At 68.2% G+C, this 21,478-nt stretch carries 21 protein-coding genes and 3 pseudogenes; 15 read left to right on the forward strand and 9 right to left on the reverse strand.

Annotated elements, in window-relative coordinates; genetic code table 11:
• Positions 1-3: 3 nt before the first annotated feature.
• The 7 genes from Q2K21_RS12970 to Q2K21_RS13000 all read right to left on the reverse strand — a co-directional run bounded on the left by Q2K21_RS12970 (position 4) and on the right by Q2K21_RS13000 (position 5,987).
• Complete coding sequence (locus tag Q2K21_RS12970; protein WP_310770147.1) at positions 4-369, reverse strand: helix-turn-helix domain-containing protein; 366 nt, start codon at positions 367-369, stop codon at positions 4-6.
• A 260-nt stretch (positions 370-629) separates the two neighbouring features.
• Positions 630-1,463, reverse strand: coding sequence for an SDR family oxidoreductase (locus Q2K21_RS12975; RefSeq protein ID WP_310770149.1), 834 nt, complete (start codon positions 1,461-1,463; stop codon positions 630-632).
• Positions 1,450-2,721 (reverse strand): NAD(P)/FAD-dependent oxidoreductase, encoded by a 1,272-nt coding sequence (locus Q2K21_RS12980; protein ID WP_310770151.1) that lies wholly within the window; start codon positions 2,719-2,721, stop codon positions 1,450-1,452. The genes Q2K21_RS12975 and Q2K21_RS12980 overlap by 14 nt, the downstream gene beginning before the upstream one ends.
• Complete coding sequence (locus Q2K21_RS12985; protein WP_310770154.1) at positions 2,718-2,936, reverse strand: ferredoxin; 219 nt, start codon at positions 2,934-2,936, stop codon at positions 2,718-2,720. Before Q2K21_RS12985 ends, Q2K21_RS12980 begins: the two co-directional genes overlap by 4 nt.
• On the reverse strand, positions 2,933-3,472 hold the full coding sequence (locus Q2K21_RS12990; RefSeq protein ID WP_310770156.1) for an aromatic-ring-hydroxylating dioxygenase subunit beta: 540 nt from the start codon (positions 3,470-3,472) through the stop codon (positions 2,933-2,935). Before Q2K21_RS12990 ends, Q2K21_RS12985 begins: the two co-directional genes overlap by 4 nt.
• Positions 3,473-3,474: 2 nt before the next feature.
• On the reverse strand, positions 3,475-4,851 hold the full coding sequence (locus tag Q2K21_RS12995; protein ID WP_310770158.1) for an aromatic ring-hydroxylating oxygenase subunit alpha: 1,377 nt from the start codon (positions 4,849-4,851) through the stop codon (positions 3,475-3,477).
• A gap of 179 nt (positions 4,852-5,030) precedes the next feature.
• Positions 5,031-5,987: a LysR family transcriptional regulator gene (locus Q2K21_RS13000; protein ID WP_310770160.1), complete on the reverse strand. Its 957-nt coding sequence runs from the start codon at positions 5,985-5,987 to the stop codon at positions 5,031-5,033.
• Positions 5,988-6,194: 207 nt separating this feature from the next.
• On the opposite strand from Q2K21_RS13000, the gene Q2K21_RS13005 reads away from it, so the two are divergent.
• The 11 genes and pseudogenes from Q2K21_RS13005 to Q2K21_RS13055 all read left to right on the forward strand — a co-directional run bounded on the left by Q2K21_RS13005 (position 6,195) and on the right by Q2K21_RS13055 (position 16,687).
• Complete coding sequence (locus Q2K21_RS13005) at positions 6,195-7,127, forward strand: VOC family protein (protein WP_310770162.1); 933 nt, start codon at positions 6,195-6,197, stop codon at positions 7,125-7,127.
• Between the two features lie 31 nt (positions 7,128-7,158).
• Positions 7,159-8,133, forward strand: coding sequence for an ornithine cyclodeaminase family protein (locus Q2K21_RS13010; protein ID WP_310770164.1), 975 nt, complete (start codon positions 7,159-7,161; stop codon positions 8,131-8,133).
• A gap of 16 nt (positions 8,134-8,149) precedes the next feature.
• Positions 8,150-9,628, forward strand: a complete 1,479-nt coding sequence (locus tag Q2K21_RS13015; protein ID WP_310780906.1) for an NAD-dependent succinate-semialdehyde dehydrogenase — start codon at positions 8,150-8,152, stop codon at positions 9,626-9,628.
• A gap of 107 nt (positions 9,629-9,735) precedes the next feature.
• Complete coding sequence (locus Q2K21_RS13020; protein ID WP_310770166.1) at positions 9,736-10,755, forward strand: dihydrodipicolinate synthase family protein; 1,020 nt, start codon at positions 9,736-9,738, stop codon at positions 10,753-10,755.
• The gene (locus tag Q2K21_RS13025) at positions 10,752-11,729 is read left to right on the forward strand and encodes a cyclase family protein (protein WP_310770168.1); all 978 of its coding nucleotides are present in this window, start codon (positions 10,752-10,754) and stop codon (positions 11,727-11,729) included. Before Q2K21_RS13020 ends, Q2K21_RS13025 begins: the two co-directional genes overlap by 4 nt.
• A 23-nt stretch (positions 11,730-11,752) precedes the next feature.
• Positions 11,753-12,736 (forward strand): fumarylacetoacetate hydrolase family protein, encoded by a 984-nt coding sequence (locus Q2K21_RS13030; RefSeq protein WP_310770170.1) that lies wholly within the window; start codon positions 11,753-11,755, stop codon positions 12,734-12,736.
• Between the two features lie 47 nt (positions 12,737-12,783).
• Positions 12,784-13,539 carry a CoA transferase subunit A gene (locus Q2K21_RS13035; RefSeq protein ID WP_310770172.1) on the forward strand — a complete coding sequence of 252 codons (756 nt, stop codon included), beginning with the start codon at positions 12,784-12,786 and terminating at the stop codon, positions 13,537-13,539.
• Complete coding sequence (locus tag Q2K21_RS13040; protein ID WP_310770174.1) at positions 13,539-14,189, forward strand: CoA transferase subunit B; 651 nt, start codon at positions 13,539-13,541, stop codon at positions 14,187-14,189. The genes Q2K21_RS13035 and Q2K21_RS13040 overlap by 1 nt, the downstream gene beginning before the upstream one ends.
• Before the next feature lie 78 nt (positions 14,190-14,267).
• Positions 14,268-15,266, forward strand: coding sequence for a fumarylacetoacetate hydrolase family protein (locus Q2K21_RS13045; protein ID WP_310770176.1), 999 nt, complete (start codon positions 14,268-14,270; stop codon positions 15,264-15,266).
• Positions 15,263-16,234 (forward strand): annotated as a pseudogene (locus Q2K21_RS13050) (cyclase family protein). Before Q2K21_RS13045 ends, Q2K21_RS13050 begins: the two are co-directional and overlap by 4 nt.
• Before the next feature lie 108 nt (positions 16,235-16,342).
• Entirely contained in the window at positions 16,343-16,687 is a 345-nt protein-coding gene (locus Q2K21_RS13055; protein ID WP_310770178.1) for a DoxX family protein, read from the forward strand.
• A 59-nt stretch (positions 16,688-16,746) separates the two neighbouring features.
• Here the strand turns inward: Q2K21_RS13055 and Q2K21_RS13060 are convergent.
• Positions 16,747-17,194, reverse strand: a pseudogene (locus Q2K21_RS13060) (IS5 family transposase); the annotation flags it as partial.
• Between the two features lie 364 nt (positions 17,195-17,558).
• Positions 17,559-18,446 (reverse strand): LysR family transcriptional regulator, encoded by an 888-nt coding sequence (locus tag Q2K21_RS13065; protein ID WP_310770180.1) that lies wholly within the window; start codon positions 18,444-18,446, stop codon positions 17,559-17,561.
• A gap of 405 nt (positions 18,447-18,851) precedes the next feature.
• Here Q2K21_RS13065 and Q2K21_RS13070 point away from each other — a divergent pair, with 405 nt between their 5' ends.
• The 4 genes and pseudogenes from Q2K21_RS13070 to Q2K21_RS13080 form a co-directional block, all read left to right on the forward strand.
• Positions 18,852-19,604 carry an EthD domain-containing protein gene (locus Q2K21_RS13070; protein ID WP_310770182.1) on the forward strand — a complete coding sequence of 251 codons (753 nt, stop codon included), beginning with the start codon at positions 18,852-18,854 and terminating at the stop codon, positions 19,602-19,604.
• A 31-nt stretch (positions 19,605-19,635) separates the two neighbouring features.
• Positions 19,636-19,848: a nuclear transport factor 2 family protein gene (locus Q2K21_RS35760; protein ID WP_399045581.1), complete on the forward strand. Its 213-nt coding sequence runs from the start codon at positions 19,636-19,638 to the stop codon at positions 19,846-19,848.
• 627 nt (positions 19,849-20,475) lie between these two features.
• Positions 20,476-20,805, forward strand: a complete 330-nt coding sequence (locus Q2K21_RS13075; RefSeq protein ID WP_310770184.1) for an alpha/beta hydrolase family protein — start codon at positions 20,476-20,478, stop codon at positions 20,803-20,805.
• A 133-nt stretch (positions 20,806-20,938) separates the two neighbouring features.
• A pseudogene (locus tag Q2K21_RS13080) lies at positions 20,939-21,474 on the forward strand (NAD-dependent DNA ligase LigA); the annotation flags it as partial.
• Between the last annotated feature and the right edge of the window lie 4 nt (positions 21,475-21,478).

The following is a 21,478-nucleotide window of genomic DNA, read 5'->3' on the forward strand; positions in this document are numbered from 1 at the left end:
GATCTACGAGGAAGGTGCAGCTGCGATGACCAGTTCGCCCATGGCGGCCACGGCACCAGTAACGGGGATCTTCCACTCCAGATGGTCCGGCCACAGCATGACACCTAGCGCGCCCTCCAGATCCACCACGGTGAGCATGTCCGGCCACACCGTCCCGTTGAGAACGTTCGCGATCACCTGACGATTGACTCCGCTCTTGCGCGCCAGCGCGTTCGCGCTCATCTGCTGATCCGTCATGGCCTCGGCGAGCCTGCGCGCGATGGCCTGGGCGACGAGGGCGCCGCAGTGCGGCAGCATCATGGCATGCGGCCAGCCACCGCTGACCACGTAGTCTCTCGGCTTTTGGGCACGTCTCGTTCCTCCAGGCACCCGACAAGTGTGGCTGAGACACCCTCCTGATGCGCGCCAGCCCAAGGGGTGCTACTGATGTAGCACCCCTTGGGCTGGCTATTCGTACGGCTGATTTGTCGGCACCTGCTTGCGGGAGACGGCAGCGGAATGTGGGGTTCGGGACAGGCCAGCCAGGCGGCAACAGCACGCACATCAACGGTCGTACGGTTGACGCACGTCCAGCAGGAAGACGGCACGCGCGCCTCTGCGACCCGGTGTGGTGCGCAGAAGCGCAGCACTCAGGCCAACGGGTAGCTGCTGACAAGCTGGCCCATGCTCATGAGGGCCCGGTTCAGGGTGCCAGAGTCGGCGATCACGGTCTGGCCTGTCATCACCTTGTTGTGCCGGGATGCGAGGAGTGCGTAGAAGGGCCCGTACTCCTCCGGGGCGGGGAGGTGCTGAAGGGGCGTGGACCATTCGAACATCGCGCGGAAGGCGTCCGCAGGAATGTCCGACTGCTTGGACTCGTGCAGGTCGAGAGCGCCGGGCCCGCGGAGCTGACTGCTCGCGATGCCCGAAGGGGCGACGGCGTTGACCCGTACCCGCGGGGCGAACTCGAACGACAGCTGGTTCACCAGGCTGCGCACCGCCCCCTTGCTGGCCGTGTAGGCCGCACCGCCGCCGTCGGCTGCGAACGCCGCCTGGGACGCGGTGAGCACGATCGCCCCTTCCTCGGCCTGCAGCAGGTCGTGCATGATCCGCGCGGTCAGCGCGTAGCCCTTGACGTTGATCGAGAAGACCTCGTCGAACAGTTCGCCGACGCGCTCGACGGGAATGTCGGTCAGCCGGACGTTACCGTCGAAGATGCCCTGCGCGCCGATCAGGGAGGTGAGCCGGCCGTAGCGGTCCTCGATCTGGGATCGGCAGGCACGAAGATCGTCGATGTTGCGTACGTCGCCGTGCACGACGAGGATGTCGTCGCCGAACTCCTTCTTCAGCCCGAGTACCTTGGCCTGGTCGTACTCGAGGATCGCGAGCTGCGCGCCCTGTTCGAGACAGTGGTGGGCGACGCCGAGACCGAGGCCCGAGCCGCCGCCGGTGATGAGTACGACGTGGTCGTCAAGCAGCTTCATGGGTGGTGCGTTCCTTCCGGTCGGTGCACGACACGGTGGTGTCGAGGACGGGATTGTTCGTGCGGGCGAGCGCGAGTGCCTCGTCCCAGGTGCCGCCGCGTGCGAGCAGCTTGCGGTAGTCGCGCAGCGAGCGGACATGCCCGCAGGCGAACGCGGCGTGAAACTCGCCGGCGTGGCCGAACAGGACGAGAAACTCGCCCGCGTCGAGTGAACCCTCGACGACGAGGCTGCGGTCGCCCGCACGGCGGCGGCCGTAGCACTGGAACCGCATGCCGTACTGGTCGGTCCAGAAGTACGGCACTCCCTGGTAGGGCGTGGTCTCGCCGCGGGCGATGTTCAAGCCGATGTGCCGGCCCTGCTCGACCGCATGGGTCCAGTGCTCCACGCGTACGCGCTGTCCCAGCAGCGGGTGGTGGAACGCGGCCACGTCACCGGCGGCCCACACGCCGGGCACGTTGGTCCGGCCGGCGGCGTCGGTGACGATCCCGCCGGTCACCTCGATCCCGGAGCCCGCCAGCCAGTCGACGGCGGGTTCGGCGCCGATACCCGTCAGCACGAACGGGGTCCGGTGCACACTTCCGTCCGTGAGCCGGACCTCGTACGCCCCTGGTTGTCCGGTGACCGACGCCACGGCGACGGCACTGCGGAAGCGGACCCCGCGTGCGGTGTGCAGGTCGCGGAGATGGGTGGCCAGCTCGGTCCCCAGTACGGGCTCCAGCGGCAGCGGGAGCGCGTCGAGGACCGTGACCGCCACGCCCCGCGCGACGAGACCGGCCGCGACCTCCAGTCCGATGAAGCCGGAGCCGATCATGGTCATCTCGCCGTATCGCGCCGCGGCCTCGCGCAGCACCCGCAGGTCCTCGGGGGTGCGCAGGGCCGGCAGTACCTCGCCCGCGAGGCTCCTCATCTCGCGGGGGCGGCTGCCGCAGGCGATGACCACAGCGTCCCAGGGAAGCGCCTCGCCGTACGTGGTCACCACATAGCGGCGGTCGACGTCGAGCCCCGCCGCGGCGTGCCCGAGACGCAGGTCGAGGCGGTTCGCCTCGATGCGTTCGGGAGAGCGGAGTTCGAGGAGTTGCGGGTCCTCCTCGGCGACAAGCAGGGCCTTCGACATCGTGGGCCGGTCGTACGGCTGGTGCAGCTCGGCGCCGAGGACGGTGATGGAGCCGGTGAATCCGGCCTCCCGGAGGCCGTCGGCGGCGCTGAGGCCGGCGGCGGAGGCTCCCACCACGACGACCCGCTCAAAGCCGCCGGTCACGGCCTGGGTCCCGAGTTGAGCGCGATGGCCTGTGCGGGGCAGACGCGGGCGGCCTCTTCGAGGTCCTCCCGCTCGTCGGCGTCGACGGTGTCGCGCAGGAGAACAGCCGTCGGGCTGCCGGGCGGGGTGTCGAAGACGTCGGGCATGACGCTGACGCAGATGCCGTAGGACTTGCAGCGGGTGCCGTCGAGGGAGACGGAGAGGTTGTCGCTCACAGGAAGACTCCAAGGTTCGGAGTGGCCAGCGCCGTTTCGGTCAGCACGATTTCGCGGGACAGCAGGCGCGGGCCCGACGGTGTGAGGCGGAGCTGGTCGTAGCGCCTGCACGGGATGAGATCGAAGTGCGGGTCGATGCCGCGCTGGCGGTAGACCAGCAGGGCGCTCGACACCTTGATGACGTCGGGGCGGTCGATCTCCTCGACCTCGACGCTGCCCACGATGCGCAAGGTGCGGGACGGAGGTACCTCCGAGTACGCGTGGTCGGTGTTGAGCCGGTCCAGGCGCGTGCGTACGTGGGCCTTGGTGTCCCGGACCCGGAAGGCGTTGCGGTCAATCTCCTTGGAACGCGGTTCCGCTGCCTGTCGGATCGGCACGGTGTAGAGAAGTTCGTCGTCAAGGAGTCCGTACCACTCCTCCTCGCGGCCCTCGTCGAGCAGCCGGGCCTCCAGCGCCAGGAACTGGGTGGCCAAGGCCTGAAGTTCGGGGTTGGCGCTCACGGGCGGGACGATGCGGGGTGTGTCGGTCGTGGTCATGCTCACTCAGCTCCCTCGGTGCCGGCGCCGGTGTTCCCGCGCATCACGTTCAGCCAGTGGCGGTAAAAGTGGAGCTGCGCGTGCTCGCCGTAGCCGGTGTTGCGCTTGCGGCCCGGGCCGGTCCACGAGGGGTCGTGCGACTGGTCGACCTGACTGTTGTTGCCCTGCTGGAAGTGGAACTCCATGCCGGCCTTGCGCATCCACGGACTTTGGGCGGCGCGCGGTGCGCCTTCCCAGGCGACGGTGTCGTCCTGCTCGAAGATGCCTGCCGAGCCGAAGGTGAACTGGCCGTTGACGTAGGAGTCGCGGGCCTCGTCCTCCGACATGAAGTCCCAGACGAACTGCCAGTTCCACAGTTCGATCTCGCCGGGGCCGATCGGCTGCCACTGCCGGAAGCTGGTGATCACCGACATGGGACCGCCCGGCACGGACGGGGTGTTCAGCCGGATGAAGCTGAGGTTTGGGAAGATCGTTCCGACCGTCGGCGGCTCGTGGTTGACTACGTGGAGCTGTGCCTCGTCCAGGCCCGACAGGTTGAAGTGCTGGGTGATTTCCGGCGCGTAGCCCCAGAGCACGTAGCCGGGATGGACTGCCTTGGTCCAGGCATGGCCGGCGAAGGCGTGGCCGTTCTCGAATTCGTAGATGCGCGCGATCTCGCACGTCATCTGCAGCCCCTGGGAGACCGCGACCTCTTCCGTGCTCCAGTGCAGCGTGTCGACGTGGTAACCGTCGCCGGTGAAGTTCTCGGCGGCCGTCTTCCAGTCGGCGTGCAGCCGGTAGCGCTCCGGAGGCCCGGCGACCCGCATGCCGCCGGGTGCCAGCCCGACGATCAGGTCGAGCATCCACCCTGCCCCGCCCAGGTACTCGTCCAGCGACGGTCCGTCCGGGTCCAGCGAGGCGAAGACGAAGCCCTGCCGGGTGGCCACCCGGGGCGCGCGTATCAGGCCCCACGCCTTGGGGTCGAGACGCTCGCCGTAGGCGTCGTGCATGTGCGGGGTGCCGACCAGGTCGCCGTTGTTGCTGTAGGTCCACCCGTGGTAGGGACACTTGAAGAACCGGGAGTTGCCGGCATCGGTCTGGCACACCTGGGTGCCCCGGTGACGGCAGTAGTTCGACAGCACGTTGATGCCGCCCTTGCCGTCGCGCGTGACGATCACCGGATCGAGGCCGATTCTGCGCTGCACGAAGTCACCCGCCTTGGGGATCTCGCTCTCGTGCGCGACGAACACCCAGCACTTGGTGAATATCTGCTCGATTTCGGCGCGGAACACCGCTTCGTCGTTGAAGATTTCCACCGGGACGAGATCGTTCTTCAGCGAGGCCTCTACGCGGTCCAGGATGGCAGCGGCATCGGCCGTTTCTGGAGAGATGGCAGTCATGGGGCTCCCTTGCCTCAGTCGTGCTCAGCAGGGGCGATCAGCGGAATTCCGTGGCCCTGCCTGCGGCTCGAGACGTCAGGCTATGGCTGTCATCACATGGTGAAAAGCAATTCCTGTCGATGCGTCGGTATTGATCCAATCGATGGCACGCGGCCAGGCGCCTGCTGACCGGTCCTGTCTCAGCCGGCTGCCGGGGCGGGCGGCGTGTCCCGGATGTAGGCATTTGCGAAATGGCGCATGCGCTGCCGCAGCCAGGCGTGGCCCGGATCGTCGTCCATGCGTTTCGTCCAGACCATCATTTCGGTGCCCGGCTGCAGCTCCATGGGAGGTTCGAGCAGCCGCAGGCCTGTCGCCGGGGCGATGCGGCGCCCGAGCGTTTCGGGGATCAAGGTGATGAGCCGGGTACCGCGGATCAGGAACGGGGCGAGTTCGAAACTCGTGGTGACCTCGACATGGCGCGGGATGCCGAGCAGGTCGAGATTCAGTTCGGCCAGGGAGGGTCGCCGGTCGGGGCTCGTCGCGAGGTACGGCAGCTCGCTGAACTGCTCGACCGAGATGCTCTCGCCCACATCGGGGTGCTCCTGGTCGACCGCGAGCACGTAGCGGTCGGTGTACGCGGCCTCACTGCACAGGTCCGGCCCGCTGGGCACCAGCTCGCGCGGAACGATGACGAGGTCGATCTGGTGGCGGGTCAGCTGTTCCGCGTACTCCTCCGCGAAGGGCTGGATGCGCAACCGCACGTTCGGAGCCTCGGCCGGCAGCTGCACCAACAGCGGATGCAGTACGGCGACGGCCGCGTAGCTGCTCGCCATCACCGAGTACGTCCTGTGGTCGGTCGCGGGATCGAAGCTGTCGCGCTGTGACAGCAGCGACTTGATGTCGGTCAGCGTCTTCTGCACTGGCTGCACCAGCGACTCGGCAACCGGTGTGGCAACCATGGTCCGCCCCTGCCTGACGAGGATCGGATCGTTCAGGAGCTTGCGGAGCCGAGCCAGCGTGGAGCTCATGGCCGACTGTCCGACGGCCAGCCGGGCCGCCGCCGCGGTCACGCTCCGTTCCGCCATCAGGGCGTCGAAGGCGACGAGCAGGTTCAGATCCACCCGGTTGAGATCCAGGGGCGCATTGGTGGTGGGCATCGACCGGAATTCCCGTCTGTGCTGAAGGCATGCCGACAGAAGTCGGCTGCCGCGGCTCGACGGTCGACTCCGACCACGGATTGATGTCATCAATCCGAACGCATCACTATCGATTGTTTGTATCGAGGAGTGCGTCTGTCTAGCGTCTTGCAGCGGGAAAGCGACGCGAACGACCTGTTCGGCGTCACTGAAGAGCAGGAGTCGACGATGACCGCAGCCTTCCGTCCGATCACCCATCTCAGGCATGTGGGTATCGGTGTGCCCGACTACGGCAAGGCTCTGGAGTTCTACAAGAACCTCTGGGGACTGCAGCCGGTGGCCGACGACAGCGGTGTGACCTTCTTCGCCACTCCCGCGGACCCGGAGCAGTACATCCTTCGCGTCCGGCAGGACCAGGACAAGCGACTGGACCTCATCGCCTTCGGTGTGAACTCTCCCGAAGAAGTCGACGAGTTGGCCCGTCGGCTGGCGGTCGGCGGAATCACGCTCGACCGGGAGCCCGGCAAGCTGGACACCCCGGGCGGCGGATACGGCGTCCGGTTCTTCGACCCCGACGGCCGACTCGTCGAGGTGTCCGCCGGGGTCGCGCAGAAGCCCTTCCGGGAGCTCGAGGAACGCGAATCCGTCCCCAAGAAGCTCAGCCACGTGGTGATCAACTCCACCGATGTGGCCGCGACCAAGGCGTTCTACGAGACGTACCTCGGCTTCCGCCTCTCGGACTGGCTCGGCGACCTGATGTGCTTCATGCGCAGCGGAACCCAGCATCACATCCTCGCCATCTCCCGAGCACCGCGCGCCTCGCTGAATCACATCTCCTTCGAGATGCGCGGCCTCGACGAGTACATGCGCGGGTCCGGGCGTCTGATGCGCGCCGGTCACCGCCCGCTGTGGGGGCCAGGCCGGCACGGCCCGGGAGACAACACCTTCACCTACTTCCTCGACCCGAACGAGAACGTCGTCGAGTACACGACGGAGCTGGAGACGATCGAGGACGACGAGGCGTGGGAGCCCCGCGTCTTCGACAGCACCTCTCCTCAGTCGCAGGACCAGTGGGGGACCGGCGGGTCGATGACCGAGACCATGCTGCCGGTGCTGCTCAAGCAGACGGACGGCGGTCTGTGGACCCCCTCGCCGATCTGATCCCTCCCCCTCCTCCGCAAAGGCCACTGAAGTGACTCTTTTCCTTGATGACGCAGCGGTACAGGCGGCCTTCGACTGGGAGCTGGCAACCTCGGCGGTGCGCGAGGCATACGCGACGAGCGTGGACGGAGCACGCTATCCGGCCCGCGGCATGGCCCGCGGAGACCACGGCTGGCTGCGCACCCTCACCGGCGTACCGGCCGGACGCGAACTGATGGGAGTGAAGATCATCGCGGCCGCGATGCAGACGCGCCGCGCCTCCTACCTCATCCCCCTGTTCGACCAGCGGACGGCCGAGCTGGTGGCCCTGCTCGACGGCCACTCCATCACCGGTTACCGGACGGCGGCCACCTCGGCCGTCGCAGCGGACCTGCTGTCGCCGCCCGGCGCCCTGACCGTCGCCGTGATCGGCTCCGGTTTCGAAGCGCAGAACCATGTGCGCGCCCTCGCCGTCGTACGCGACCTCAAGGCCGTACGGGTGTACAGCCCACGACCGGAGAGCCGAGCCCGATTCGCCGCCGAACTGTCCGACCTGCCGATCACGCAGGCGGCCAGCGCCGAGGAGGCCGTCGCAGGCGCCACGCTGGTTGTCTGCGCCGCCCGGTCCCGCGACGAGACCCCCACCCTGCTCGGCAAGTGGCTCCAACCAGGCATGACCGTCGTGTCCATCGGATCCACCCTGCCCGAGCAGCGTGAGGTGGACCCCGAGGTGATTGCCCGTGCCGACGTGATCGTGGCGGACATGGTCGAGGAGGTGCTCGACGACACCGGGGACCTGATCGCCGCGCGAGCCGCCGGTCTCGACGTGGCGGGCGAGATCCGCTCGCTGGCCGACCTCGTCGGCGAGCGCATCCCCGGGCGCACCCACGTCGACCAGATCGCGCTGTACAAGTCGGTCGGCTCAGCGGCCCAGGACCTGGCGGTCGCCGGCATGTGCGTGCGCAACGCCGAGCGGCTGGGACTCGGAACCCGGATGCCGGCCACCATTCATCCCGTGCAGAAGTGAGAGAGCCGCCATGACCATGGAGACGACCGTTCCACTCGGTCTGTCCGACCCCACGCTGCTGCGCACGGCCGCCTACGTCGAGGGCAAGTGGCTGGAAGCCGGCGACGACGGTCGGCTCACCGTCCGCAACCCGTCGACCGGTGAACTCATAGCGGACCTGCCGGCACTCGGCAGAGCGCAGACCGCCCAGGCCGTCGACGCCGCTCATCGTGCTCTGCCCGAGTGGCGGGCGCGGTCGGGCAAACAGCGCGCACAGGTGCTGCGGCGCTGGTTCGACCTTGTCACCGAGCACACGGAGGACCTGGCCCGGCTGATCGTCCTGGAGGAGGGCAAGCCACTCGCTGAGGCCCGCGGGGAAGTCGCTTATGCCGCCTCCTTCATCGAGTGGTTCGCCGAGGAGGCCAAACGGATCCGCGGCGACGTGTTCGCGGCACCGGAGGCATCGCGCAGGGTGCTGGTGCTCAAGGAGCCGGTCGGGGTGTGCGTGGCCATCACCCCGTGGAACTTCCCCGCCGCGATGATCACCCGTAAGGCCGCTCCGGCACTGGCCGCGGGCTGCACGATGGTCGTCAAGCCCGCCGAGCAGACGCCCTTGACGGCACTGGCCCTCGCCGAGCTTGCCGAGCGGGCCGGTGTACCGGCCGGGGTCCTCAACGTGGTGATCGGCGACCCCCGCGAGATCGGGCCCGAGCTGACCGGCAATCCGCTGGTCCGCAAGGTCAGCTTCACCGGCTCCACCGAGGTCGGCAGGCTGCTCCTGGCCCAGTCCGCCCAGACGGTGAAGAAGACCTCGATGGAACTGGGCGGCAACGCGCCGGTGCTCGTCTTCGACGACGCCGACGTCGAGACCGCCGTCGCCGGTGTCGTCGCCACCAAGTACCGCAACACGGGCCAGGCCTGCATCAGCGCCAATCGTGTCTACGTGCAGGCGGGAATCCACGACCGCTTCGCAGAGGCGTTGACCCGCAGGGTCGAGGACCTTGTCGTCGGAGACGGCTTCGACGACGGCGTGCAGCAGGGACCGCTCATCGACGAGGCAGCGGTGGCGAAGGTCGAGGAACATCTCGCCGACGCCACGAACCGGGGTGCCAGGATCCTGTGCGGCGGTTCGCGGCACCGGCGTGGAGGGCTCTTCTTCCAGCCCACCGTGCTGGCGGACGTGGCCCCGGGCATGCTCGTCACCCGCGAGGAGACCTTCGGCCCGCTCACCCCGCTCATCCGCTTCACCGACGAGGCCGAGGCCGTCCGCATGGCCAACGACACCGACTACGGTCTGGCCGCCTACCTCTTCACCCGCGACGCCGAGCGGACCTGGCGCGTCTCGGCCGCCCTGGAAGCGGGGATGGTGGGCATCAACACCGGCCTGATCTCCAACGAGGTCGCCCCCTTCGGCGGCGTCAAGCAGTCGGGGCTGGGGCGCGAGGGCTCCGTCTATGGCATCGACGAGTACCTGGAGATGAAGTACCTGGCCTGGGAAGGCGCCGGCGCGCCCTGAGCCGACTGCCGCGCCGGACACCGCAGCACGAACGAGTCGCGCCGAGACCAACCCGCCAGGCGCTGAGTCACCGCCCCCATCACCCACGCACCGAGGCAAGGACGACCATGCCCGCATACACCCGCACAGAGGCCCGGGACTGGGCCCGCGAAAAGCTCGTCGGAGCCGTCAACTGCACGATCCCGTCGTTCACCGCCGACCTTCGCGGCATCAACGAGCTGGGCATCAGGCACGACATCCGGCTCGCCAAGCAGCACGGATTCCTCGGCACCCTCGGCGTCTCCGAGGTCAGCATCACCCTGCCCGAATACCTCGACTTCCTGCGCATCGTCCGTGATGAGGCGGGCGACGACTTCGTCGTGGTCCACCACGGCAGTTGGAGCACCCTGGAGCAGAACATCGAGGCGGTGCGCGGCGCCGAAGAGGCCGGTGCCGACCTGGTGCTCCTGTCCTACCCGCCGAACTTCTACCCGGAGTCGGAACAGGAGATCTACGACTACACCAAGGCCGTCTGCGACGCCACGAACCTCGCGGTCATCCTGTTCCCGATGTACCTGTGGGGGTTCAGTTCCCGGGTGCACCCCTCGGACATCCCGACGCGGCTCATCCGCCGGCTCATCGACGACTGCCCCAACATCGCGGTCATCAAGGCCGAGGGCGGCTTCCCCAGCATTCAGAGCGCTATCGAGTGTCACCGGCTCTTCGGCGACGAGGTCGTCATCTCGGTGCCCATCGAGGGCGAGCTCATCCCGCTGGCACAGGTCATGCCCGTCCAGCTGTCCGCCACGAGCGACCACGAATACTTCGGGCCCATGATCCCGCGTGTCATGGAGCTGCTGCGCGAGGGCAAGTACGACGACGCCACCGACATCTACTGGCAGCTGCATCCGGCCCGCAAGATCAAGGGCGGCCTTGCTCCCGTGCTGCACGGCGGTGCCTTCATCAACCGGCAGGCATGGAAGTTCCAGGGGTGGCTGCAGGGCTACAACGGCGGACCGCTGCGCCAGCCCACCCAGCGCATCCACGACGCCCAGATGCACGCCCTGCGCAAGGGACTCCTCGACGCCGGACTCGAGCCCAGCATGGACCCGTTCCGTGAGTTCTTCATCGGAAGGAACCCGGCGTGACCCCGGACGAACTGGACCGTGCCAACCCCGCCGGCGCGATTGCCGATGCCGCCAAGCGCTGCTCCAACTGGGGGCGTTGGGGTCAGGACGACGTACTGGGCACCCTCAACTTCCTCGACGAGGGCAAACGGCGGGAGGGCGCAGCCCTGATCCGGCGCGGGGTCTCCTTCTCGCTCGCCCAGCGCTTCGACACGAACGGTCCGCAGAATGGCTGGCGCCGCCGGACCAATCCCGTGCACACCATGCTCTCCTCGGGCCTGGACGCCGAGTTCGGTCCGCCGGAGTTCCCGCACGGCATGGGCGGTGCCGACGACGTGGTGTTCATGCCGTTGCAGGCGTCGACGCAGTGGGACGGCCTCGGACACATCTTCGACCACGGCATGGCCTACAACGGACGACGCGCCTCCGCGGTGGTGACCAGCGAAGGCGATCAGCTCACGGGTATCGAGACCGTGGCCGACCGGATAGCAGGCCGAGGAGTGCTGCTCGACGTCGGCCGAGCGATCGGCACCAACGGCGAACTGCCGGACGGCTTCGCCATCACCGCCGAGCACCTCGAAGCCACGATCGCCGCACAGGGGGAATCCTCCCGAGTAGGCCGGGGTGATCTGCTGCTGGTCCGTACGGGACAGATGGCGCGGACGCGTCGCGACGGCTGGGGCGACTACGCGGGCGGGCCGGCACCCGGCCTCTCGTTCACCACCGCCGACTGGCTGCACACCCGCGAGATCGCCGGTATCGCCACCGACACCTGGGGCTTCGAGGTCCGGCCCAACGAATTCGATCGGGCCTTCCAGCCGCTGCACCAAGTGGCCATCCCGCACATGGGCCTCTTCATCGGCGAGATATGGGATCTCGACGCCCTCGCGGCCGACTGCGCTGCCGACGGCATCTACGACTTCTTCCTCACCGCCGCCCCCATCCCCGTCACCGGTGCCGTCGGAGCCCCGGTCAACCCCATCGCCATCAAGTAGAGCCCCCGGAAAGGACGCACACCATGCGCTTCGCCACCTGGGAAAGCGCCGGCCGTTCCTCCGCCGGGGTCGTCGGCGAGCACGGGCTGCACGCCCTCCCCGGTACGACGACGGTCCTGGACCTCGTACGGGCCGGACTGCCGGCCGCCCTTGAGGCCGGTGCCGCCGCCCTCGACAACTCCTCCCCGACACCGATCGATTCCGTACGGCTGCTGCCGCCGCTGGAACCGCCGACCGTGCGGGACTTCGCAGCATTCGAGGAGCACGTCGAGGGTGTCGTGCGGTCGGTCAGCGGAGGCGGCGTGGTCGTACCGGAGTGGTACGAGGCCCCGGCCTTCTACTTCACCAACCCCTATGCGTTGATCGGCGCGCACGACGACGTCCCGGTCCCGCCGGGCTCGCACGTGCTGGACTTCGAACTCGAAGTGGCCACCGTCATCGGCAAGGACGGCGCCTCACTCACCCCCGAAGAAGCACGGGACCACGTGTTCGGCTACACCGTCCTCAACGACTGGTCCGCGCGGGACCTGCAAGGCCGCGAGATGAAGGTGGGCCTTGGGCCCGCCAAGGGAAAGGACTTCGCCACCACCCTGGGACCGTGGCTGGTGACCGCCGACGAGCTGGACGCTTACCGCGACGACGAGGGCTTCCTGCAGCTGGACATGCGGGTGTCGGTCAACGGCACCGAGGTCGGCCAGGACCTGTTGAGCAACATGAGCTGGATGTTCGAGGAGCTCATCTCGTACGCATCCCGCGGCACCTGGGTGAAGGCCGGTGACGTCCTCGGCTCCGGGACCTGCGGCAACGGCGGCTGCCTCGGTGAGTTGTGGGGCCGCCGCGGGACGCGGACACCGCCTCCGCTCGAACCCGGAGACATCGTGGAAATGACAGTCGAGGGCATCGGTTCGATCCGCAACCGAGTCGTACCGGGCGAGCAGCCCACGCCGATCACCGCTGCACGCCGACGGCCGCGCCTGCGCAAGCGGACAGCCTCCGGCAGGACCTGAACCAGGGCCAGGAAGGCCAGAACCGGGAAAGACAGAAAGGCCTCTTCATGGACAAGGTGCGGGCGAGCGCGCTGGACGCCGTCTCCGACATCCCCGACGGAGCGACGATCGCCGTCGGCGGCTTCGGCCTCAGCGGTGTTCCCAGTGCGCTCATCCAGGCTCTCCACGCACACGGCGCACGCGGTCTGGAGGTGGTCTCCAACAACTGTGGAGTGGACGGACGGGGTCTCGGAATCCTCCTGGCCGAGGGCCGCATCGCCCGCGTGACCGGCTCCTACGTCGGAGAGAACAAGGAATTCGCCCGCCAGTACCTCGCCGGTGAGCTGGAAGTGGAACTCGTTCCGCAGGGCACCCTCGCCGAACGCCTCCGCGCCGGCGGCTCTGGCATCCCGGCCTTCTACACACCCGCGGGAGTCGGTACCCAAGTGGCAACCGGCGGCCTGCCCTGGCGGTATGGGACCGACGGTTCCGTGGCCATCGCCTCTCCGCCCAAGGAGACGCGTCTGTTCGCCGGCCGCCCGCATGTCCTGGAAACCGGCATCACCACGGACTTCGCCCTGGTACGTGCCTGGCGCGGCGACCGCCACGGCAACTTGATGTTCCGTCGGGCAGCGGCCAACTTCAATCCGCTCGCCGCCATGGCCGGACGCGTCACCGTGGCCGAGGTCGAGGAACTCCTCGAGCCCGGCGAACTGCAGCCGGAGGACATCCATGTCCCGGGCATCTTCGTGCAGAGGATCGTGACGCTGACCGCCGCCGAGGCCGCCGACAAGCACATCGAGAACAGGACGGTACGCGGCTGATGGCCTGGACCCGCGAACAGATGGCGGCACGCGCCGCCGCAGAGCTCACCGACGGCTCCTACGTCAACCTGGGCATCGGACTGCCCACTCTGATACCCGAGTATCTTCCGCCTGGGGTCACGGTGACGCTGCACTCCGAGAACGGCATTCTCGGCACCGGTCCTTTCCCGGCCGAGGCCGAGGTCGACGCCGACCTGATCAACGCGGGCAAACAGACGGTCACTGTGCTGCCCGGGGCTTCCTTCTTCGATTCCGCCCTCTCCTTCGGCATGATCCGCGGCGGCCACATAGACACCGCCGTCCTCGGCGCCATGCAGGTCTCACAGCACGGCGATCTCGCCAACTGGATGATCCCCGGCAAGATGGTCAAGGGCATGGGCGGCGCGATGGACCTTGTCCACGGCGCCCGGCGCGTCATCGTCCTCATGGAGCACACGGCCAGGGACGGCAGTCCGAAACTGCTGAAGGAGTGCACACTGCCCCTCACCGGGGAGCGATGCGTCCACCGCGTCATCACCGATCTGGGGGTGTTCGACGTTACCGGCGAGGGACTGGAGCTGATCGAGGCGGCGCCGGGCATCACGGCCGAAGAACTCGTGGCCCGCACTGGCGCGCCTCTGCGGCTCGACAGCGTGCGCACCGCGGGCTGAGCAAGGTCTCGCTTACGTTGCCTGGTCGGCGGGCCCGTCCGGCCACATTGGTCCCACCGCAATCTGGAGGGCATTCCCGTGAAACCCGCAGCCGCTTCCGCGTCCTTCTCCGGACCCTTCGCCCTTGGCGTCCTCTCCTCCTCTGACCAGGTGCCTTTCCCCGGTCTCGTGCTCCCCGAGGGGCGCGTGCTGGATCTTCCCACGGCCCTCGGAGAGCCCGCCCTGACGACCCGGGAGATCGTCGACCGCTGGGACGAGATGCTCCCTCGCCTGCACGACCTCGCGGCCGACGAGACGGCCGACTGGCGGCCGTTGGAGCACCTGCGAGCGCACGCGCCGGTCGAGCCCCGTCAGGTCTTTCAGTCCGGCGCCAACTACCGGCAGCACGTGATCGACCTGGAGGTCGCCCACCGCTCCCCCGACGATCCCGGCACCGTGGAGGAGGCGCGCGCGGAGATCGCCGCGGTCATGGACCGGCGGGCGGCCGAGGACCTGCCGTACGTGTTCATCGGCCTGCCGAGCGCGATCACCGGCCCCTTCGACGACGTCGTACTCCCGGGCTGGGCCGAACAGCCGGCCTGGGAGCTGGAGTTGGCAGCCGTCATTGCCAGGCCCGCCTACCGGGTGACGGTCGAGGAGGCCCTGGAGTACGTGGCCGGGTACACGATCGCCAACGACCTCACCGACCGCGCCACCGTTTTCCGGCGGGACATGAAGGCCATCGGCACCGACTGGCTGCGCTGCAAGAACGCCCCCGGCTTCACCCCGCTCGGCCCCTGGATCGTGCCCGCCGAGTCGATCGCCGACCCGGGTGACCTGCGGGTCACGCTGAAGCTCAACGGCGAGACCATGCAGGACGAGTCCACCAAGGACATGCTCTTCGGCATCGCCCGGCTGGTGTCGTACATCTCCCAGACCTCCCGGCTCCTGCCCGGCGACCTGGTGCTCACCGGCAGCCCGGCCGGCAACGGCATGCACTGGGGACGGCTGCTGCGCGACGGCGACGTCATGGAGGGCTCCATCACGGGTCTGGGCGCGCAGCGCACCCGCTGCGTCACCGAGAGGACCGCGTCGTGACGACCCCGCTCGACCCCACCGATCCCGAGGGCGCGATTGCCGATGCCGCCAAGCGGTACTCCAACTGGGGGCGTTGGGGCGAGGACGACGTCCTCGGCACGCTGAACTTCCTCGACGAGGCCAAGCGCCGCGAGGGTGCGGCACTGGTCCGCCGGGGCGTGAGCTTCTCGCTGTCTCAGCGGTTCGACATGAACGGGCCGCAGAACGGCTGGCGCCGCCGCACCAACCCCGTCCACACCATGCTGGACACGGGAACCGAGGCGGCGCTGGGCAACCAGGGCTTTCCGCACGGCATCGGCGGCGCCGACGACGTGATCGCGATGCCCCTGCAGTGCTCCACCCAGTGGGACGGGCTCGGGCACATCTTCGACCACGGCAAGGCGTGGAACGGACGCGACGCCGCGAAGACCATCACCTCGGACGGCGATCTGGTCACCGGCATCGAGCACATGGCCCCGTACGTCGCCGGTCGCGGAGTCCTCCTCGACGTCGGCCGGGTGATCGGCGACGAACGCGGAGAACTGCCGGACGGTTTCGCGATCACCGAGGAACACCTGACCGCGACCGCCGAGGCGCACGGCGTGGCCGTCGGCCGCGGGGACATCGTCGTCGTCCGGACCGGGCGGCTGGCGCGCGCCCGCCGCGAGGGCTGGGGCGACTACGCGGGCGGAGACTCTCCCGGCCTGTCCTTCACCACTGCCGGCTAGCTGCACGCCAGCGAGATCGCCGCGATCGCCACCGACACATGGGGCTTCGAGGTACGGCCGAACGAGTTCGCCGGCGCCTTCCAGCCGCTGCACCAGGTCGTCATCCCCAACATGGGCCTGCTGATCGGCGAGATGTGGGACCCCGACGCTCTCGCGGACGACTGCGCCCGCGACGGCGTGTACGAGTTCTGGCTCACCGCCGCACCACTGCCCATCACCGGAGCCGTCGGCTCCCCCGTCAACCCGGTCGCCGTCAAGTAACCTGCCCAACAAAGGAGTTGGCGATGGAAGGAAAGAGAGTCCTGGTCATCGGAGGGGGTACCGCGTCAGCACACCCCCGCAACCATCCCGAACATCCCAGGACAACCCATGATCCTTTCCATTGTTCTCGCCTGCCTCGCCGCCGTGCCCTTTCTGGCCATCGGACTCACCAAGGTGCTCGCCCTTAAGCCGATGCGTGAGAAGGCCGCCGAATCCGGCCACTCCGTCAGTGCCTATCGCGTCATCGGTGCCCTGGAGATCGCAGGCGCCGCCGGGGTCGCGCTCGGGCTGGCCGTACCCCTGCTGGGTGGCCTGGCGGGTGCCGGGCCGCTGCTGCTCATGGCCGGAGCCGTGATCACCCATGTACGCAACGGTGACGCGCGCGTTGCCACACCTGCTCTCGTGTGCGCCGCACTGGTCGCCGCCTACCTCGCAGTCCTGTTCACCGCGTGACCGTCCTCGAAAGGGGAACACGATGCCCACCCGCACGGACATCCCCGCCTACCGGCCTTTCCGCTGGTCAACGACACCGCGAGGGGCGTTTCGTGCCGGTCGGTGATCACATGGTGCTTGCTGCCTCGGCGGCCGCGGTCGACCGGCGAAGGTCCGGTGTGAGCCCCCTTTGAGGGCCCGGACGTACGAGCCGTCGACCGCGGCGTCCTCCATGTCCAACAGTCCGGCCTGCGGAGTTCCGTGAGGAGGGTCTCGTGTAGGCGGGGCCAGACGCCGGCCTCGGTCCAGTCCCGCAGGCGCCGCCAGCACGTCACCCCGCTGCAGCCGATCGTCTCGGTCGGCACGTCCGCCCAGGTCACACCCGTGCGCAGCACGTAGACGATTCCCCGCAGAGCCGCACGGTCATCCGCCGGCAGCCGACCGGTACCGCCGACGCCGCGGCGGGCGAGGAGGGAGCAGCGGAGCGACACGATCCCACAGATCATCAGGCACAAGATCATCCGACACCCGCAGAACTCTGCCGCCCACCAGCCCAACTGCCAAGCCTGAGAGCCAACCTCATTCTGAAATGATCAGTAAGTCAGCGTCCCGCGCTGGATGTTGCAACCGCGCGTCTGGCAGTGTCCGCGGCCGTCACTGCTGCGACCTTCTGCGTTGAAGCCCACGCCGCAGAGCAGGGGTAGCCGATCAGGGCCTCGCTCGCACAGACGATCACCGTGATACGGCGTCGCACCCAGTCCACGCTGCCCCGGCGGCGACCTGCTTCCATGCGTGCATGGCCGCGTCCATTCAGTCGCGGCCTTCGGCCTTCGGAGGGGTGCTCGCTCCAGCACGGTCGATCACATCGGCCGAGGGAAACCGGCTCGCGTCGTCAACACCGCGCGGCGGCGGCCACCCGGTCCCGGAACCAGCGGTGGGCCGGGTCGTACACCCACCGCGGAGACCACGCCATCGCCATGACGAAGGGCTGGGCAAGAGATGCGGGGACTCGGGCGGGGCGCGTTCCCGTCGACCCGCACCACGCGTCCGCCAGCCGCCCGGGCACGAGCGCGGTGAGATCCGCACCCGCCACCAGCGGGAACAGTGTCGCGAAGCTCTCCACCCGCACGGCGATCGACCCGGCCATGCCCTCCCTCTCCAGCAGCTGGCCCGGCGACCACGGCATCAACGGCGCGTCGTAGCAGACGGCCCACCGTGCCTGCTCGAGATCGTCGTCCTCGGACTGCCGCGTCGCGCTGACGATGCGCACCCACTGGTCCTCGTAGAGGTCGAGCGACGGCGTCCCGTCCGGGAGCGCGACCCGGGGCACGATCACGCCATCATGCCTGTCGATCTCCTCGACGATCCCCGCCCGCATGTCGTTCGTGAGCAGATCCAGGCGGATACGTGCACCGGAGCCGTGCGCCGTGACTTCGCGCACCAGCGGCGTGGCGAGCGCGCTGCATTCGGCGTCGGAGAGCAGCAGGGAGAACTCACGGTCGAGCGACCCCGGTTGCAGGCTGGCGTTGGCCGCGAAGACGCCGTCGAGTTCCGCGGCCAGCAGTGAGACCCGATCGCGCAGCCGCTCGGCCAGCAGCGTGAGCTGGGATCCCTGGCCGGGGACTCGGACCAGCAGTTCATCGCCGAAGTGCCTTCGCAGTCGCTTGAGCGCCGCGCTGCAGGCCGGTTGGGAGAGGCCGATACGGTGCGCCGCGGCCGTCACGCTCCGCTCCTGGAGCAGCGCGTTCAGCGGCACGAGCAGATTCAGATCGAGACCCATCACGTTCCATCTTCATCCATGTCGTGAATGAAACTTATAAAAAAGTACCACTGTACAGATGTTGTGGTCGCGGTGAGACTGGAACAGCGGCTGTGCGGCCCTGGTGAGGGCGCCCAGCCGAGACGGATTGAGCATCGTGGACGACTCAGAGAGGACACGCGCATGCACTACTCCCTAGACATCCCGGTTTGCCGGATGCGGGGCTTGAACCCGGCGCTTTCGCAGGCCGCGCGCGTGATCGGGTTCGCTGCGGATGATATCCGTCACGACCGGGCAGCCCGTAGCCGTCGATGGGGCTGGACCGCCCAGTAATAATGGCGATTTCTCGCCACCGCTTCTGATCGGCCGCTTCAGGCCGCCCCGCCCCCGGCGTTCTCCCGGGGCACAACGTATCGGAGTGAATTGATGATCAAACTTATCGTCGCGGCGCGTCGCCTACCGGGCATGACACGCCAGAAGCATTGGCAGCATTATCAGAACGTCCATGCGACCAAGATCCTGGCGGGCCCCGCTGACATGCTGGTCCACCTCTCAAGATATGTACAAAACTTTGTGATCGACGCTGCCTATGGTGCACCGGATGTGACACGCGTGGCGCCGATCGAAATAGATGCCGTAAGCGAAATCTATAACCCCTCGCCGGAAGCGGTAGGCCTCCTGACGTCGCACCCCTATTACCTTTCGGTTATCCAGCCGGACGAACACCTCTTTGCCGACGGGTCGACCCTGAAGTTGATGGTGACAGTTGAGGAGCGTGAGCAGGTTGCCGTGCCCCGGCGCGGTGCCGTCAAGCTTATTCACTTCATCGCCACGCGCGAAGGTGTTGAACGGGAACAATTCTTCACTGCATGGCGTGCGGCCTCGCAGGCGATTGTAGCTGATCCTTCATTGTCGCCCGCGCTGTGCGGGTACACCCGCAGCCATGCATTGCCGGTGCCCAAGGAAGCGACGCGCGATCTTTTGGGCGGCGCCCCCATAAACGTCTATGCCGGCGCTACAAGCATCTGGCTAGACAGGACAGACGACCTTTCCGGCGTCGCCCGCTACCGCGAGCTCTTCGACGAAATCATGGTCTCGGCATCGGACAGCCTGGTCGATGCCTCTCAGTCCATGTTCCTGATCGTGCAGGAACTGGAACGTCATCCGTATCACGCCTAGTTCTCGCACTCTGCGCGTCGTCGGGTCGATCCTGGCGCGGCCGACTGACGATCCGGCCGTCGTCGCCGTCTCGAGCTCGCTGCTGCTCTACCGGCAGCGGGGGATCGACCCGCACTTCGATCTAGTGCCGTGCCGGCGCAACGATCTGATCCGCCTCACCGAGGAGGCGCCGAGGCTGCTCTCCCGCGAGGTGATCTTGACAGAGGTCACCCTGGCGACGCCGAACCTGGGGGTGCTGTTGTGAGCGACCTCAAGGTGGTCCTCGACACCTCGGCGTTGTCGGATCACCCAGGGCCGCGTGCGCCAGCGCGAGATCGAGTTCCGCGATGGCCAGACGACCCGGTGGGGGAGATCACCCTTCGCGGCAGGCTCTACCTTCCCGAGGACGCGACAGGGCCGGTGCCCGTCGTGATCGCCCATGAAGGCATCGGGAGCGTCGCGGAGATCGGCTTCCCGTACGCGCATCTGTTCACGGACGCGGGTCTCGGTGTCGCCTTCTACGACCACCGCGGACTCGCCACAGCGACGGCGAACCCCGCCAGCAGATCGACCCGTGGCAGTTCGCCCGCGACATGCGGCATGTCATCACGCATCTCAGCCTCCGTGACGACGTCGATCCGGAGAGGATCGCTGTCTGGGGGTTCAGCCTGGGCGGCATGGTCGGCATGTTCGCCGCCGCGACCGACACCGCCCAGCCGCTGTCGTCTCCGTCGTACCGCCGGTCAGCGGATGGTCGGCGCGCAAGCTGTTCCCGCCGGCCGAGTTCGCCGGCCTGGATGCCGCCATCGTCGCTGATCGCCTCGGCCAGAGTCGCGGCGAGCCCCCGGTCGTCCTGCAGACCAGCGGCCACCGTACGCCGGACGGCCCTCCCATGATGTTCACGGACCCGGAGGGTCTCGAATTCCTCAAGCGGTTCCACGACGTGCGCAGCTGGCGCAACGAGCTGACACTGTCGTCGCTGGACCATCTGTTCGAGATGGAGGTCACCGCGTACGCGGAGCGCATCACGGCGCCGGTTTTGATGGTGCTCGCCGATAGCGACACCGTTGCCCCGGTCGAGGAAGCACGCGAAATGTTCAAGCGGATCACGGCCCCCAAGGAAGTCGTCGAGTATCCCGGGCAGCACTACGGCATCCTGGTCGACCATTTCGAGGAGATCGTCACGCGCACCACGTCCTGGCTGGCGAAGACCCTCGTGTGATGCCCTTCGCCCGCCGATGCGCCAGGCAAGGATCAGCGACCTCCGCCAGCCGGCCCCCTGTCACAGAGACTGCGGCCGTGGCGCTCGAGGACTCGTCCGCGCGGTCCGTCGGCGGGCGAAGGCCCCGACCTGTTTCGCCCTCACCCGCGAGCAGCTCCTTGAACCGGGAGCTGATGGGCGAGAGCAGCACCGACGGACTCCTCACGGCGATCGGCGCGGCCAGGGCGCAGCCGCTGTCACGGGTGCTGTGCGTGCTGGGGGTCCGCGGCACGGGCGGCTCCATGTCCCGCCGCTTCGCCACCCTGGGCCGTGTCCGCGCCGCCGACACGGACGCGATGCAGCAGGTCGAGGGCATCGGCACCGAGAAGGCTCCCGCCATCGTCGCCGAACACGCCGGCCTCTCCCCGCTCATCCACAAACTCGCCGCGGCCGGGGTGAACATGACCGAGCCCGGTGCCATCCCGCCGACGCCCACGGACGGTGGCACCGCTGCCGGGGATGACGGTCGTTGTCCCGGGCGCGATGACCGGCGTGCTGGAGAAGCTCAGCCGCAGCCGGATGAACGAACTGATCGAACGCGCCGGCGGCCGCGCCCCTCCAGCGCCTCCAGGAAGACCACCCTGGGTCGTCGCCGGAGACGGCGCCGGATTCAAGCGGGCCAAAGCGGAAGCAC

This window comes from Streptomyces sp. CGMCC 4.7035 (assembly GCF_031583065.1).
In the GTDB taxonomy this organism is placed as follows: Bacteria; Actinomycetota; Actinomycetes; order Streptomycetales; family Streptomycetaceae; genus Streptomyces; species Streptomyces yaanensis.